10 protein-coding genes are annotated in these 15,742 nt (G+C 71.3%); 2 read left to right on the top strand and 8 right to left on the bottom strand.

The genetic code is table 11. The features are described 5' to 3' along the window. Window positions 1-194 precede the first annotated feature (194 nt). Window positions 195-4,166, top strand: coding sequence for a Pls/PosA family non-ribosomal peptide synthetase (locus ACFY2Z_RS22080; RefSeq protein WP_390745799.1), 3,972 nt, complete (start codon window positions 195-197; stop codon window positions 4,164-4,166). Then, complete coding sequence (locus ACFY2Z_RS22085) at window positions 4,163-5,566, top strand: M1 family metallopeptidase (RefSeq protein WP_390745800.1); 1,404 nt, start codon at window positions 4,163-4,165, stop codon at window positions 5,564-5,566. Before ACFY2Z_RS22080 ends, ACFY2Z_RS22085 begins: the two co-directional genes overlap by 4 nt. Window positions 5,567-5,650: 84 nt before the next feature. Here the strand turns inward: ACFY2Z_RS22085 and ACFY2Z_RS22090 are convergent, their stop codons facing one another. The 8 genes from ACFY2Z_RS22090 to ACFY2Z_RS22125 form a co-directional block, all read right to left on the bottom strand. After that, window positions 5,651-7,795: a discoidin domain-containing protein gene (locus ACFY2Z_RS22090; protein ID WP_390745801.1), complete on the bottom strand. Its 2,145-nt coding sequence runs from the start codon at window positions 7,793-7,795 to the stop codon at window positions 5,651-5,653. Between the two features lie 92 nt (window positions 7,796-7,887). Then, window positions 7,888-9,507, bottom strand: a complete 1,620-nt coding sequence (locus ACFY2Z_RS22095) for a glycoside hydrolase family 13 protein (RefSeq protein ID WP_390745802.1) — start codon at window positions 9,505-9,507, stop codon at window positions 7,888-7,890. Window positions 9,508-9,546: 39 nt separating this feature from the next. Continuing rightward, window positions 9,547-10,422, bottom strand: coding sequence for a carbohydrate ABC transporter permease (locus tag ACFY2Z_RS22100; RefSeq protein ID WP_390745803.1), 876 nt, complete (start codon window positions 10,420-10,422; stop codon window positions 9,547-9,549). Continuing rightward, window positions 10,419-11,375: a carbohydrate ABC transporter permease gene (locus ACFY2Z_RS22105; RefSeq protein ID WP_390745804.1), complete on the bottom strand. Its 957-nt coding sequence runs from the start codon at window positions 11,373-11,375 to the stop codon at window positions 10,419-10,421. Before ACFY2Z_RS22105 ends, ACFY2Z_RS22100 begins: the two co-directional genes overlap by 4 nt. Window positions 11,376-11,380: 5 nt before the next feature. Continuing rightward, window positions 11,381-12,727 carry an ABC transporter substrate-binding protein gene (locus ACFY2Z_RS22110; RefSeq protein ID WP_390745805.1) on the bottom strand — a complete coding sequence of 449 codons (1,347 nt, stop codon included), beginning with the start codon at window positions 12,725-12,727 and terminating at the stop codon, window positions 11,381-11,383. A 110-nt stretch (window positions 12,728-12,837) separates the two neighbouring features. Continuing rightward, window positions 12,838-13,836 (bottom strand): LacI family DNA-binding transcriptional regulator, encoded by a 999-nt coding sequence (locus ACFY2Z_RS22115; RefSeq protein ID WP_390745806.1) that lies wholly within the window; start codon window positions 13,834-13,836, stop codon window positions 12,838-12,840. A 163-nt stretch (window positions 13,837-13,999) separates the two neighbouring features. Beyond that, complete coding sequence (locus tag ACFY2Z_RS22120; protein ID WP_390745807.1) at window positions 14,000-14,815, bottom strand: ABC transporter permease; 816 nt, start codon at window positions 14,813-14,815, stop codon at window positions 14,000-14,002. A gap of 31 nt (window positions 14,816-14,846) precedes the next feature. Beyond that, on the bottom strand, window positions 14,847-15,737 hold the full coding sequence (locus ACFY2Z_RS22125; RefSeq protein ID WP_390745808.1) for an ABC transporter permease: 891 nt from the start codon (window positions 15,735-15,737) through the stop codon (window positions 14,847-14,849). Between the last annotated feature and the right edge of the window lie 5 nt (window positions 15,738-15,742).

A 15,742-nucleotide genomic window follows, 5' to 3' on the forward strand; every position in this document is an offset into this window, starting at 1 on the left:
CGAAGGGACCATGCGTAGCCCCTATGAGCTGGGCGAACGTTGAGTTTTCAGCGCATCAATTTTCTCCCATGAGCGGGTCGAGAATCAGGGCCGCATTGCTTGCGAGGAGTTGGTGAACCTTCTTCACGAGCACCCCATCTGACGGGTCGACAAGGGCGTTGCGCCCATCGGCACCGAAAGACAGAGGCACCACATTGCCTTCGCCCCTCTCCCCGCCGTCCCCCGAACCGTTCGTGTCGCACGGCGAGCGGGCCCTCTTCCGCACCGGCGAGGCTCCTCCACCGCGCACCCTGATCGATGTCCTGGAGACCACCGCAGCCGCACACCCGCAGGCGCCCGCACTGCAGACGGCCGCGGAGGTGCTCTCCTACCGCGAGCTCCACACCGAGGTCCTGCGCCGCGCAGGCCGGCTGGCCGGCCTCGGCATCGGTCCCGGCGACCGGGTGGGCATCCGGGTGCCGTCGGGCACCGCCGAGCTGTATCTGTCGATCCTCGCGGTACTGCGCTGCGGAGCGGCCTATGTGCCGGTCGACGCAGACGACCCCGACGAGCGGGCCGCCACCGTCTTCCGCGAGGCCGGGGTGTGCGCGGTGCTCGGTCCGTATCCGCAGCCCGAGCGGCTCGCCGTGCCGTCGGGGGCGGCGGGCCGCTTCGGGCCCGCTCCCGGCGACGACGCGTGGATCATCTTCACCTCCGGTTCGACCGGCGCGCCCAAGGGCGTCGCCGTCACCCACCGGTCCGCCGCGTCCTTCGTCGACGCCGAGGCGCTGCTGTTCCTGCGGGAGCGGCCGCTCGGCCCGGGGGACCGTGTCCTCGCGGGGCTCTCCGTCGCCTTCGACGCCTCCTGCGAGGAGATGTGGCTGGCCTGGCGGCACGGCGCGTGTCTCGTACCGGCCGAGCGCTCCCTGGTGCGGGCCGGTCACGACCTCGGCCCCTGGCTCGTCGAGCAGGGCATCACCGTCGTCTCCACCGTGCCCACCCTGCTGGCGATGTGGCCCGAGGAGGCAGTGCAGCGGCTGCGGCTGCTGATCCTGGGCGGTGAGGCGTGTCCTCCGGGGCTCGTCGACCGGTTCGCCGGGCCGGACCGGGAGATGTGGAACACCTACGGTCCGACCGAGACCACCGTCGTGGCCTGCGCGGCCCGTCTGCGGCGCGGCCGTCCGGTGCGCATCGGACTGCCGCTCGCGGGCTGGCAGTTGGCGGTCGTCGACGAGGCCGGGCAGCCGGTGGCCTACGGGGAGGAGGGCGAGCTGGTCATCGCCGGGGCGGGCACCGCCCGCTATCTCGACCCCGTCAAGGACGCCGACCGCTACCGGCCGTGCGCCGCGCTGGACGCACCGCGCGCCTACCGCTCGGGCGATCTCGTGCGCGCCGACCGCGAGGGCCTGGTGTTCCTGGGACGCGCCGACGACCAGGTCAAGCTCGGCGGCCGGCGGGTCGAACTCGGCGAGATCGACGCGGCCCTGCTCGCCCTGCCGGGTGTGCGCGGTGCGGCGGCCGCCGTACGGACGACACCGGCCGGGACCCAGGTGCTGGTGGGCTATGTGGTGCCGGAGCGGGCCGCCGAGGGGCATGCGGTCTTCCAGGCCGACAAGGCCAGAGCGCTGCTCGTGGAGCGGCTGCCCGCCCCACTGGTGCCGTTGCTCGCGGAGGTGGCGGATCTGCCCACCCGGGCCTCCGGGAAGGTCGACCGCAACGCCCTGCCCTGGCCGGTTCCGCTCGGCGGGACCGAGGGCGGCGAGGCCGGCGCGGACGACCCCGCGCACCGGCTGCACGGGACGGCCGCCCGGCTGGCGGACGTGTGGGAGCAGTTGCTCGGTCTCCGGCCCGGCCCGGACAGCGACTTCGTGGACCTCGGCGGCACCAGCCTGACCGCCGCCCGGATGGCGTCGGTACTGCGGGAGCACTACCCGGGGGTGTCCGTCGCCGACCTCTACCGGCACTCGGTGCTGCACCGCATGGCCACGCACCTCGACACCCTGGCGGGCACCGCCGACGAGGTGCGCCCGGCTCGGCCCGTGCCGAGGCGGACCGCCCTCGTCCAGTTCCTGGTCCAGTTGGCCGCCTACGGCATAACGGGCCTGCGCGGCCTGGTCGGGCTCGCGGCGGCGGACAATGTGCTCGGCTGGGCGGCTCCCCGTGCCTGGACGCCGCACACCGCATGGTGGCTGGTCGTCGTGGGCTGGGTGGTGCTGTTCAGTGCGCCGGCGCGGTGCCTGATCGGCGCGGGGCTGGCCCGCGCGCTGGCCGGTTCCATCGCCCCCGGCGCCCATCCGCGGGGCGGGCGGGTGCATCTGCGGCTGTGGAGCGCCGAACGGGCGGTGGCGGCCTTCGGTGTTCCGTCCCTGCTCGGCACGCCGTGGGCCGCCCGGTACGCCCGGCTGGTGGGCTGCACCACCGGCCGTGATGTCCATCTGCACGCCATGCCCCCGGTGACGGGGCTGGCCGAGCTGGGCGACGGGTGCGGCGTCGAACCCGGGGCGGACCTCGCGGGCTGGTGGCTCGACGGCGACACGCTGCACGTCGGGAAGGTCACTGTCGGCGCGGGGGCGCGGGTGGGCCACCGCGCCATGCTGCTGCCGGGTGCCGTCGTGGGCCGGGACGCGGAACTCACGGCCGGAAGCTGTCTGGACGCCCGGATCCCGGACGGCCGGACCTGGACCGGCTCCCCCGCCCGCCCGGACGAGAATGCCGAAGGCGTCGCGGACGGCGGCCCTTCGGCGCCCGCGGGCCCGCGCCGACGCCGCTGGGACCTGGTCTACGCGCTGTCCCTCGCCGCGTTGCCGCTGCTGTCCCTGCTGGCGGCCGCCCCTGCCCTGGGGGCCACCTGTCTTCTGGTGCGCCGGGTACCGACGCTGTCGGGTGCGGCGCTGCGTCTGCTGGCCGCCGCCCCGGTGTTCGCGGTCGTGACGACGGGGTGCGCGATACTCGTCACCGCGGGCGCCGTCCGGCTGCTGAGCCGGTCCATCACGCCGGGTGTGCACCGCGCGGACGGTGGAGTGGCGTGGCGGGTGTGGCTGGTGACCCGGCTGCTCGACGGGGCCCGGGGCAGCCTCTTCCCGCTCTACGCGAGCCTGGCCACACCGCTCTGGCTGCGTCTGCTCGGCGCCCGGGTCGGCCGGGGCACCGAGATCTCGACCGTACTGCCCCTGCCGTCCCTGCTGGAGGTGGCGGACGGGGCGTTCCTCGCCGACGACACGCTCGTCGCACCCTTCGAACTGCGCGGCGGGTGGCTGCGGCTGGGACGGGTGCGCATCGGTGAACGCGCGTTCGTCGGCAACTCGGGGATCGTGGGCCCCGGCCGCGAGGTGGCCGACCGCGAGCTGGTGGGGGTCCTGTCCGACGCACCGGCGCACGGCAGGCCGGGCATGTCGTGGATCGGGCGGCCCGCGATGCCGCTGCCCCGGGTGCCGGGGAACGCCGATCCCGCACGGACGTTCGCCCCGCCCCGGCGGCTGGTGGCGGCCCGCGCGGCCGTGGAGCTGTGCCGGTTGCTGCCGCTGATGCTGAGCACGCTGCTGGCGGAGTGCGTGCTGCTCGGCGAGCAGGACGCCCTGGACGTGGGCGGGCTGCCGCTGGCGGCGCTCGTCGGCGCCCCGCTGCTGCTCGCCGCGGGCGTCACGGCCTGTCTCACCGCCACCGGCGCCAAGTGGCTGCTCGTGGGCCGGTTCCGGCCGGTCGAGCGCCCGCTGTGGTCGCCGTTCGTGTGGCGCAACGAGCTGTTCGACACGTTCGTGGAGTCGTTGGCGGTGCCGTGGGGAGCGAGCGCCTTCCTGGGCACCCCGGCGCTCAACTGGTGGCTGCGCAGCCTCGGTGCGCGGATCGGACGCGGGGTGTGGTGCGAGACGTACTGGCTGCCGGAGACCGACCTGGTCAGCCTCGGCGACGGGGTCAGCGTCAACCGCGGTTGTGTGCTCCAGACACATCTCTTCCACGACCGGATCATGCGGATGGACACCGTGGACCTGGCGGCGGGAGCGTCCCTGGGACCGCACAGCATCGCCCTGCCCGGCACCGCGGTCGGCGCCGGCGCGTCGATCGGCGCGTCGTCGCTCGTGATGCGCGGCGAGACCGTGCCCGACGGCACGCGCTGGGCCGGCAACCCCATAGCGGGCGCCACGGCGACCCGTTCCACGGCCGTGCTCGCCGGCGGGGAGGCGGCGTGACCCGGTGCAGCCGACGGGCGCTGATCCGGGGCGCGGTGCTCGTACCGCTCGCGGTCACGGCCGCGGACCGCCTCCCGCAACCCGCCGAGCGCTATTTCGCGAGCCATGGGTCCTACGGTCACCACACCCTCTCCTACGATCTGCGCCTCGCCTACGACCCGGCCCGCGGCACCCTCGCAGGCCGGGCGCGGATCCGGGCGGTGGCCGACCGTCCGCTGCGGCGGGTGGAACTCGACCTCGCCCGCCTGGCGGTGCACACCGCCCGGGTCGACGGGGTGGAGGTCCGTGCCCGGCAACGGCGGAACAAGCTGTTCCTGTCGGCCCCGCGCCCGCTCGCGGCGGGTACGCCCTTCACCGCGGACATCGGCTACGGCGGCCGGCCGGGTCCTCTGCGCACACCGTTCGGGCCCATCGGCTGGGACCGCACGGGGGACGCGCACGACGGAACGCTGGTGGCGGCCCAGCCGCTCGGCGCCCCCTCGTGGTTCCCCTGCAACGACCGCCCGGACGACAAGGCCGCGTTCACGTTCCGGGTGACCGTGCCCCACGGCCACCAGGTGCTCGCCAACGGAACCCTGCGGGAGCGGCGCGTCCTCGGCCCCGAGGAGCGCTGGACCTACCACCACCCCGGTCCCATGGCTCCCTATCTCGCCGCGCTGTACACCGGGCGCTTCGGGCACGAGACCTGGAGGGCCCGGGACAGCGCGACCGGCCGCCTGGTCGCCGGGCACAACGCCTACCCGGCACGGCTCGCGGACCCGGCCCGTCATGACCTGGGTCGCCAGCCGCAGATGCTCGGCGCGTTCACCGACCGGTTCGGCCCGTACCCGTTCGAGACCTACGGCGCGGTGGTCGTGGACGCGGAGCTGGACGAGCCGGTGGAGAACCAGACCCTCTCGGTCTTCGGGAGCAACCACATCGACGGCGAGCGCGGTTGGGAGACGCTCGTCGCCCATGAACTCGTTCACCAGTGGTACGGCAACAGCGTGAGCCTGCGGGACTGGCGTGACATCTGGCTCAACGAGGGGTTCGCGACCTACGGCGAGTGGCTGTGGTCGGAGCACATCGGCGAGGACTCGGCCGACACCATCGCCCGCGCGGAGTGGCACACGCTGGCACGGGGCGCACAGGATCTACGGATCGCCGACCCGGGCCGGCGCCGTATCTTCGACGACCGCGTCTACACCCGCGGCGCGTGCACCCTGCACGCGCTGCGCCTGACCATGGGCGACGACCGCTTCTTCGCCATGTTGCGCTCCTGGCACCGAATCCACCGCGGTGCCAGTGCCACCACGTCCGCCTTCGTCGCCCATGCCGGGCGCTGCTCGCCTCTGGCCACCGAGCCGCTGCTCCGCGCCTGGCTCTACGACAGCCGGCTGCCGACGCTGCCCCGGGCGTGAGAGGCGCACCCGCCGTCCGTCCCGGCCGGGGCGAGGCGGACGGCGGGACGCGGGAACCTCAAGGTGCCAGAGCTCCTCGCGCGGTCATGAGAGGTACGCCTCCACTTCGCTGAACTGGGCGGCGGGCCAGCCGGTGTTGGCGGTCACGTTCAGCCGCAGATAGCGCAGGTTCGTGCCGCCGGGCAGGGTGACGGTCACCGTGTTGCCGGTCGCCGGGTCGAAACGGTAGTCCGCGGAGCCGAGCACGGTCGTGTACCCGGATCCGTCCGTGCTGCCCAGCACGGACAGCGTCTGGGTGCGTGCCTGCCAGACCGAGAGCGGCGGCAGTTTCAGCACCAGCCGGCGTACCGCCTGCGACGATCCGAGGTCCACGGTGAAGTACTGCGGGAAGGCGTTGTTGGTCGACTCCCAGTAGCTGTTCGCGTCCCCGTCGACCGCCCTGCCCGGGGTGTAGACGTCCTGGGAGCCGCTCGCGGTGGCCTGGCGGCCCTTGGCGAGGTTGCGGCCCGGGTCCGGGGGCGGGTTGCCCTGGCCGGGCTGGGGCCAGGTCGAGCAGTCCGACCAGGTGCTGCCCCAGCCGGAGTTGCCGCCGCCGTCGGTGAGCGCGAAGGCACCGGAGTTCGCCGGATAGGGGCAGTTGTAGACGCCCGCCGAGCCGACCGAGGTGGCGGAGACGTTGCGGAAGGTGGCGGCGCCCTGGGCCTCGGCCTGGACGACGACGGTGCCGGTGTTGCGCACGGTGGCGCCGTCCACCGTGACGTTCCGGACGGGATAGCCCTGCCCGCCGCCGGAGACGAACTCGAAGGCGCCGTAGGGGCTGTCGGTGATCGTGGTGTTGGTGATGTTCACGGTGGCGTTGATCGCACTGTCGTAGGAGTCGACACGCAGCGCGCCCATGGGATGGTTCCAGTTGGGGTTCATCGCGCCGGTGCGCACGAGTGTGTTGCCGTCGACCGTGATGGTGCCGGCCAGCGGGGAGAACGGGTCCAGGAACTTCTGGTTGGAGATCGCGATACCGCTGCCGAGGGCGTTGGTGTCGGAGATCAGGTTGTTTCGCACCGCGAGGTCCGTGCCGCCGTAGATCGCGATGCCGTTGGCGAGGTTGGGCTGCGAGATGGTGTTGTTCTCGAAGCTGCTGTTGGTGTCCGGCGAGTACAGCGACCACATGGCGAGCGCGTCGTCGCCCTGGTTGCGCAGGAAGTTGTTGCGGACCCGGACGCCCTTGGCGGTGCCGTTGAGGTTGAGGCCGTCGGCGGTGGTGTCGAGGATGCGGTTGTTCTCGACGACCAGGTTGTCGTTGTTGCCCATCAGCCAAAGGCCGACCTTCATGTGCTGAATCCACATGCCGGAGACGGACGAGTTCGGTCCCAGCGCGCCGTTGACGAAGTTGTCGGGGTTGGAGTCGACGCGCTCGGTGACCTCGCCGAGGACCGCGAACTCCTTGATGTGGACGTTGCCCGCGGAGCCGGACTGGTCGATGAAGCGGGAGGTGTGCACCACGGACCACCAGCTGCCGGCGCCCTGGAGGGTCACGTTCTGCACCCCGCTCAGCGAGGACGTCAGCCGGTAGTCGCCCGGCGGGATCCAGACCACTCCCCCCTGGGCCGCGGCGATGGCGTCGCGGAAGGCCTGGGTGGAGTCGCCCTGGCCGCTGGGGTCGGCGCCCTTGGAGGTGACGGAGACCGATCCGGCGGGCTGGGCCGCTGCGGCGGCCACCTGCTCGAAGTCGGCGACGTCGACGGTGACCTGGGTGCCGGTCGACTCGAAGGCGATCTTGTCGCCCGGCTGGACGTTCTGGCCCAGCAGCAGGCGGGCGTTGTCGAAGAAGTGATGGGTCCTGGCGCCGGGGATCCAGCCGGTGTCGATGTAGGAGTACCTGGAGGTCACGGCCAGGGTCTTCGCCAGCCTGATCCCGTTGACGTACACGTTGAGCGTGCCGGACTGGCCGTCCGGCACGCTGTAGGCGAGGTTCACGGCGTTGGCGGCCCGGGGCACGGTGAACTCGACGCGCTGTCCGGAGGTGAGCCGGACGGCCTGGCGGCCGGAGGCCTCGGAGGCGAGGCTGCCCTGGGTGTAGTCGGGGCCGATCTTCGTTCCGGTGGTGGTGGCGGACTCGGCCTCGACCGAGGTGAAAGGCAGGGAGGCGCCCGCGGCCGCGTGGGCGGCGGGTGCGCCGAGGGTGACGAGCATGCCGGCGGCGAGGGCGACGACGGCCCCGATTGCTGGCATGCGCCTGACAGATCTGACCGTGCGGGTGGTCCCGTGCATGTGCTGATCCCTTCATGGTGGGGGTGGTGGGATAGCGCGGTGCGGGACGGCGGTCAGGCGCGCAGCCAGACCGCCGTGTCCTGGGGAAGGCGGCCCTGTTCGTCCAGGGGGCCGCTGGCCAGCAGAAGCCGGGAGGCGGGGGGCAGTTCGGCGGGGGCGGCGGCGAGGTTCACCATGCAGCTCACGCCCTGGGCGCGGGTGAAGGCGAGGACACCCTCGGGAGCGGGCAGCCAGGTCGGCGGGCCGTCGCCGAACACCGGCCGGATCCGGATCGCCGCACGGTAGAGGCTGAGCATCGAGCCGGGGTCGGCCGCCTGGAGGTCCGCCGCGTACGTCGGCCAGTACGCGGGCTGCGGCAGCCAGGGCTCTCCGCCGAATCCCGCGTGGGGTGCGCCGGCCGTCCACGGCAGCGGCACCCGGCATCCGTCGCGGCCCGGGTCGGTGCCGCCGGAGCGGAAGTACATCGGGTCCTGGATACGGTCGAGCGGGATGTCGGCCTCGGGCAGGCCGAGTTCCTCGCCCTGGTAGACGTAGACCGCGCCCGGCAGGGCCAGCGACAGCAAGGCGGCCGCGCGGGCGCGCCGGGTGCCGAGGGCCAGGTCGCTGGAGGTGCCGAAGGTCTTGGCGGCGAAGTCGAAGCCGGTGTCGTCGCGGCCGTAGCGGGTGACCGTGCGGGTGACGTCGTGGTTGCACAACACCCAGGTGGCGGGGGCGCCGACGGGGGCGTGCTCGGCGAGCGTGCTGTCGATGGCGGAACGCAGACGCCCGGCGTCCCAGGGGCAGGACAGAAAGGAGAAGTTGAAGGCGGTGTGGAGTTCGTCGGGGCGGAGGTAGCGGGCGAAGCGTTCCGGGTCGGGGAGCCAGACCTCACCGACGAACACACCGTCGTAGGCGTCGGCGACGGCCCGCCAGGAGCGGTAGATGTCGTGGAGTTCGTCGCGGTCGACGAACGGGTGCGGCTCGGGGTGCGTGGCCAGGTCGGGCAGGTCCGGGTCCTTGGCGAGCAGGGCCGCCGAGTCGATGCGGACGCCGGCGACACCGCGTTCGAACCAGAAGCGCAGGATGTCCTCGTGCTCCTGGCGGACGGCCGGGTGGGCCCAGTTGAGGTCGGGCTGCTCGGGGGTGAACAGATGCAGGTACCAGTCGCCGTCGGGCAGCCGGGTCCACACCGGTTCGGTGGAGCCGACGAACTGGGACGGCCAGTCGTTGGGCGGGAGTGCACCGTCGGCTCCGCGTCCGGGCCGGAAGTGGAACAGTTCGCGCTCGGGGCTGCCCGGTCCGGCGGCGAGGGCTGCCCGGAACCAGGGGTGCCGGTCGGAGACGTGGTTGGGCACGATGTCGACGATCGTGCGGATACCCAGATCGCGTGCCTCGGAGATGAGTTTCTCGGCCTCGGCGAGGTCGCCGAAGGCCGGGTCTACGGCACGGTAGTCGGCGACGTCGTAGCCGCCGTCCTTCATGGGCGACAGATACCAGGGGTTGAACCACAGTGCGTCCACGCCGAGTTCGGCGAGATACGGCAGTCTCGCGCGGACGCCCGCGAGGTCCCCGGTGCCGTCGCCGTCGCCGTCCGCGAAGCTGCGGACATACACCTGGTAGATGACGGCCGAACGCCACCAGTCACGGTCGGTCCGGGCGGTGCGGGCGGTGCGGGCAGGAGTGGGCTGTCCCACGGTGCGGGCCTTTCTGTCTCGGGGGTGCCAGGGGCCGGTTCAGCCCTTGGTGCTGCCCGCGCTGATACCGGCGATGATGTGCCGCTGGAAGACGAGGAACAGCGCGACCATCGGGATGCTGGCGATCACCATCGCGGCGACGAGCACGGTGAGCTGGATGTTCTGCGAGAGCTGGACCAGGGCCACGCTGATCGGCTGCCTGTCGGTGTCGGAGAAGATCATCAGCGGCCACAGGAAGTCCTGCCAGACGGCGACCAGCGCGAAGATCGACACCACGCCGAGCACCGGCCGGGACATGGGGAGGACGACCGACCACAGGATGCGCAGGCGGCCCGCGCCGTCGATCTCGGCGGCCTCCAGGACGTCGCGCGGCAGCTGGTCGAAGAACCGCTTCAGCAGGTACAGGTTGAAGGCGTTGGCGACGGCCGGCAGCCAGATGCCGAGGGGGTCGTTGAGCAGGCTGGTGTGGATCAGCGGAAGGTCGGCGGCGGTCAGGTACTTGGGGACGACCAGCGCCTGGGCCGGGACCATCAGGGTGGCGAGGATGCCGCCGAGGATCACCTTGCCGAAGGCGGGGCTCAGCTTGGACAGGGCGTAGGCGGCGGCCGTGCAGAACACCAGCTGGAACGCCCACGCGCCGGCCGCCTGCACCACCGTGTTCCACAGGTGCTGCGGCAGCTGCATCAGGTCCCAGGCGTCGGTGTAACCGCTGATGTGCCAGTGCTTCGGCAGCAGTGTCGGCGGGGTCCGGGCGATCTCGTCCGGTGACTTCATCGCGCCCGTCACCATCCAGTAGACCGGGAAGAGGAAGGCGAGCGCGAAGAGCAGGACGACGCCGGTGAACACGGTCCAGTAGAGGGCCCTGCCCCGGGGCCGGGCGAGCGTGGCCGGCGAGATCAGGGTACGGGTGCTCATACGGCGTCCTCCCCGGCGCGGGTGAGCCGCAGATAACCGGCGGAGAAGACGCCGAGCAGCACGAGGAGCATGACGCTCAGCGCGCAGGCGCCGCCGAAGTCGTTGTAGAGAAAGGCGTATTTGTAGATCAGGTACAGGACGGTGACCGTGGCGCTCTCCGGTCCGCCGCCGGTGATCACGAACGGCTCCGTGAAGGCCTGCATGGTCGCGATGATCTGAAGCAGCATCAGCATCAGGATGACGAACCGCGTCTGTGGGATCGTCACATGGCGTATGCGCTGGAGGAGGTTCGCACCGTCCAGTTCGGCGGCCTCGTACAGCTCGCCGGGGATGGACGCGAGCGCGGCCAGGTAGATCAGGACGGTGCCGCCCATGTTGGCCCAGGTCGCGACGAGCACCAGGGAGACCAGGGCGGTGTCGGCGCCGTTGGTCCAGTTGGAGGTGGGCAGGTGCAGAAAGCGCAGCGTCTCGTTGGCGAGGCCGGCCCCGGGGTCGTAGAACCACTTCCACAGCAGTGCGCTGACCACCGGTGGGATCATCACCGGCAGATAGACCACGACCCGGAAGAAGGCCCGGGCGTGGCGCAGTTCGTTCAGGACGAGGGCCAGCACGAAGGGGACCGCGAAGCCGATCAGCAGCGCCAGCAGGGTGAAGGTGAGTGTGTTGCGCCAGGCGGCCGCGAACTCCGGGTCGTGCAGCACCCGGGTGAAGTTGGCGGTGCCGACCCACTCGGGCGGGGAGCCGGGCGTGTACTTCTGGAAGGCGATCACGACCGCACGGATCGCGGGGTACCAGGAGAACAGGGCGAAGCAGAGCAGGCCGCCGAGCAGGAAGCCGTATGCGCGCGCCTGGTCGGCGAGGCGGCGCCGCCCCCGGCCCCTCGACGGGGGCGGCGCCTGCACCGGGTGGACGGCGACCGTCTCGACGGGCCGCCGTGCGGCGGTCTGCGTCATGAGGGTCAGCTCCGGGCCAGAATGGCGTCGATCTTTCCGCCGGCGTCCTTGAGGAGCTGGCCGATGTCGGCGTCCTTCTTGGTCAGTACGGCGGAGACGGTGCCGTCGAGGACGGAGTAGATCTGCTGGGCGTTCGGCGGCTCGATCTTCATCTGCAGGCTCTGGTTGCCCTCGAGGAAGGACTGGTAGTTCTTCACCGGGACATTGGCGTTGGCCTTCTTCACCTGCTGGTCCTTGGCGTCGGCGGCGCCGGTGAACAGCCGGGGCTCGGGCAGTCCGACGGGTGCGTTGTTCTTCCTGGCACGGGCGTAGTCGCCGAGGAAGCCCTTGCCCGGGGTGAGGAACATGTGGTCGAGCCACTTCAGGCCCGCGCGGATCTGCGCCGGGGTGTCCTTCTTGCTGAACATGTAGCCGTCGCCGCCGATGAGCGTGCCCTTGCCGCCGGGCATGGGGGCGATGGCGAGGTCGTCGTAGTTGCCGCCCTTCTCCTTGACCAGGATCGGGATGTTGTCGGGGGCGGAGAGGTACATGCCGAGCTTTCCTGAGCCCATCATCTGCTGGACGTCGTTGATGACGAGGAGCTGCTTGCTGCCCATGGAGTTGTCGGTCCAGCGCATGTCGTGGAGGTTCTGCAGCACGGCGTGCGCTTCGGGGGTGTCCACGGTGGACTTCTTGCCGTCGGCGGAGACGACGTCCCCGCCCTGTGCGTACAGCTCGGCCGTGAAGTGCCAGCCGCCCTGGTTCTGGGCGCTGTAGTCGGCGTAGCCCACGGTTCCGTTGCCGAGCGCGGCGATCTTCTTGGCGTCGGCGCGGAGTTCCTCCCAGGTCGTGGGCGGCCGGTCGGGGTCGAGGCCGGCCTGCTGGAAGAGCTTCCTGTTGTAGATCAGGCCCATCGAGTAGCCGGTGCGCGGGATGCCGTAGATCTTGCCGTCGACGGTGTAGATGTCGCGCAGCTGCTGCTGGAGGGTGTCGTAGCTCTTCAACTCCTTGACGTACGGAGTGAGATCGGCCGCCTGGCCGGTGGCGACGACATGCTTGACGTCGGTGAAGTACGTGTAGAACACGTCCTCCATCTGACCGCCGGCGAGCTTGGCGTCGAAGGTCTTGGGGTCCTCGCAGGGGAACGCGTCGTGGGCGACGACGTCGATGTCCTGGTGCTGCTTCTCGAAGGAGGCGATGTCCTCCTCGAAGAACCGGCGGTCGACCTTGGCGCTCTTGGGCGGCTCGCAGTTGACCGTGATGCGCGTCTTGCCGCTCGCCGAGTCGTCGCTCGATCCGCAGGCGGCGGCGGTGAGGGCGAGGGAGCAGACGCCGATCGCGGCGAAGGTACGGCGGAACCCGGTGCTTCTCATCGGTGGACCCCTCTGGGCGTGAGCGGTGGGCGCCGCACACTCAAGCACCGCCGACATCCCTTCGCAAGATGTCGCGCAGAATCTGTAATTATTCGACAGCAGAGTGGATCTCAGCCACGAGGCGCTTGCGCGGTCGATCCGCGCACCACCAGCTCCGGCTCGAAGAGAAGTTCGTCGGCCGGTACGGACCTCCCGCCGATCTGGGCGTTGAGCAGCTCGACGACGGCCTTCCCCATCGACTCGATGGGCTGGCGGACGGTGGTGAGCGGCGGTTCCGTGCAGTTCATCAGGGCGGAGTCGTCATATCCCACGACGGAGATCCGGGAGGGCACGTCGAGTCCCTTGCGGCGGGCGGCCCGCACGACACCGAGGGCCAGCGGATCGCTGGCGCAGATGAAGCCGGTGACCCCGCGGTCGATGAGCTTGGCGGCCGCCGCGTGCCCGCCCTCGATCGAGAACATGGCCCGGGCGACGAACTCGTCCGGCAGCTCCCCGGCGATCGCCCGCGCCGCGGCCAGCTTCCGGGCCGACGGCACATGGTCGCTCGGGCCGAGGACCAGGCCGATCCGCTCGTGCCCCAGCGAGGCGAGGTGACGCCAGGCCTGCTCGACGGCCACGGCGTCGTCGCAGGAGACGCCCGGGAAGCCGAGGTGTTCTATGGCCGCGTTGACCAGCACCACCGGGATGTTGCGGTCCGCGAGCAGCCGGTAGTGGTCGTGCGGGGCGTCGGCCTGTGCGTAGAGCCCGCCGGCGAAGACCACCCCGGAGACCTGCTGTTGCAGCAGCAGCGCCACGTAGTCCGCCTCGGAGACCCCGCCCTTGGTCTGGGTGCACAGCACCGGGGTCAGTCCCAGCTGGGCGAGCGCGCCGCCGATCACCTCGGCGAAGGCGGGGAAGATGGGGTTCTGCAGCTCGGGCAGGACCAGCCCGACGAGCCGCGCCCGCTCACCGCGCAGTTGCGTGGGCCGCTCGTAGCCGAGGACGTCGAGCGCGGAGAGCACCGCCTGCCGGGTGACCTCGGAGACCCCGGGCTTACCGTTGAGCACCCGGCTGACCGTGGCCTCACTGACCCCGACCTTTTTCGCCACCTCAGCAAGTCGTCGCGTCATGGACGCAAGAATAGCGCAAATAATGCAAGCGGCTTGCGTTGACGCCTCAGCCGGACCTGAACGGCGCCGGGGCGCGGCCCCCGGGTTCCCCGGCACCGCGCCCCGTCAGGTCCTCCGGTGGATCCCGCTCTCCGTCGCCGACCGATCCGGCCCTGCGCCGGCGTCAGATCCTGCTCTCCGTCGCCGTGTCCGCCGACAGGCGCTGGGCGATGTAGATCGGGACCACCGACAGCACGACGAGTACCGCCGCGACGACGTTCACGACCGGGGCCTGCTGAGGGCGGGTCATGTTGTTGAAGATCCAGATCGGCAGGGTCTCGATGCCGGGACCGGCCGTGAACGTCGTGACCACGATCTCGTCGAAGGAGAGTGCGAAGGACAGCAGCGCGCCCGCGAACAGCGCCGAGCGCACCAGCGGGAACGTGACGTCCACGAAGGCGCGGAAGGTGTCGGCGCCCAGGTCCATCGCCGCCTCCTCGTAGGAGCCGGAGGTGCGGCGCAGTCGCGCGACGACGTTGTTGAAGACCACGACGATGCAGAAGGTGGCGTGGCCGACGACCACGGTGAACAGGCCGAGTCCGACGCCGAGCGGCTCCAGGACCGTGCTGAACGCCGAGTTGAGCGCGATGCCGGTGACGATGCCGGGCAGCGCGATCGGCAGGACGACCACGAAGGAGATGGCGTCGCGGCCGAAGAAGCGGTGCCGGGCCACCGCGAAGGCGATCAGCGTGCCGAGCGCCAGCGCGATCGCCGTGGCGCCGAGACCCGCCTTCACCGAGACCCACAGCGCGCTGCGGGCCCCCGCGTTCTCCCAGGCCACCGACCACCAGTGGGCGGTCCATCCGGGCGGCGGCCAGCTCGCGCTGCGGTCCGGGTTGAAGGAGTTGACCAGAACGAGGGCGAGCGGGACATAGATCACCGCGAAGCCGAGGCCGGCGGCGACGCGCAGCGCGATACGCGCGGAGCGGGACAGTTGCATGACGGGTACCCCTGCTGGAGGCTGCGGAGTTCTAGATGCTGCTGAGCGCGCCCGTACGGCGCATCGCCAGCAGGTACAGCACGATGACCAGCACCGGAACCGTGCCCAGCGCTGCGGCCATGGGCAGGTTGAGTTCGATGTTGGAGTAGACGAGGTTGCCGATCAGCTGGGTCTTGCCGCCGACGATCTGCACGGTGATGTAGTCACCGAGGCTGAGCGAGAAGGTGAAGACCGAGCCGGCGGCCACGGACGGGAGCACCATCGGCAGCACGACCGAGCGGAAGGTGCGGCCGGGGCGCGCCCCCAGGTCGGCGGAGGCGTCCAGCAGGCCCGTGGGCAGCTGTTCGAACGCCGTGTGGATCGGCAGGATCATGTACGGCAGCCAGAGGTAGGTCAGCGTGATGACGGTCGCCGGGAGCCCGAAGCCGGGTCCGCTCAGCCCGAACGGCCGCAGCATCCAGTCGGCGAGCCCGCCCTCGGACAGGATCAGCCGCCAGGCGTACACCTTCACGAGGTAACTCGCCCACAGGGGCGTCAGGATGGCGACCACCAGCAGGGGCCGCCACCTGGGGCGGGCGACGCGTGCGGTGTAGAAGGCCAGCGGGAAGGCGATCAGCGCGCACAGGACGGTGACCGCGAGGGCCACGCCGATGCTGCGCAGGATCACCTGGCGGAAGACGGGCGTGGTCAGCAGCTCGTGGAAGTTGTCCGTGGACCAGACCTTCACCACCTCGGAGGTGAAGGAGTCCGTCGTCCAGAAGGCGGAGACGAACAGCACGGCGAGCGAGCCGAGATAGAGCACGGCCAGCCACAGCAGGGGCGCGGTCAGCAGCAGGGACAGCCGCAGCCGCGGACGGCGGTGCAGCAGCCCGGCGAGCCGCCGGACGGGGGTCCGTCCGGCGGCAGGCAGGGTGGCGGTCATGGTCG

It is taken from the genome of Streptomyces sp. NPDC001222 (genome assembly GCF_042896945.1).
GTDB lineage: Bacteria > Actinomycetota > Actinomycetes > Streptomycetales > Streptomycetaceae > Streptomyces > Streptomyces gibsoniae.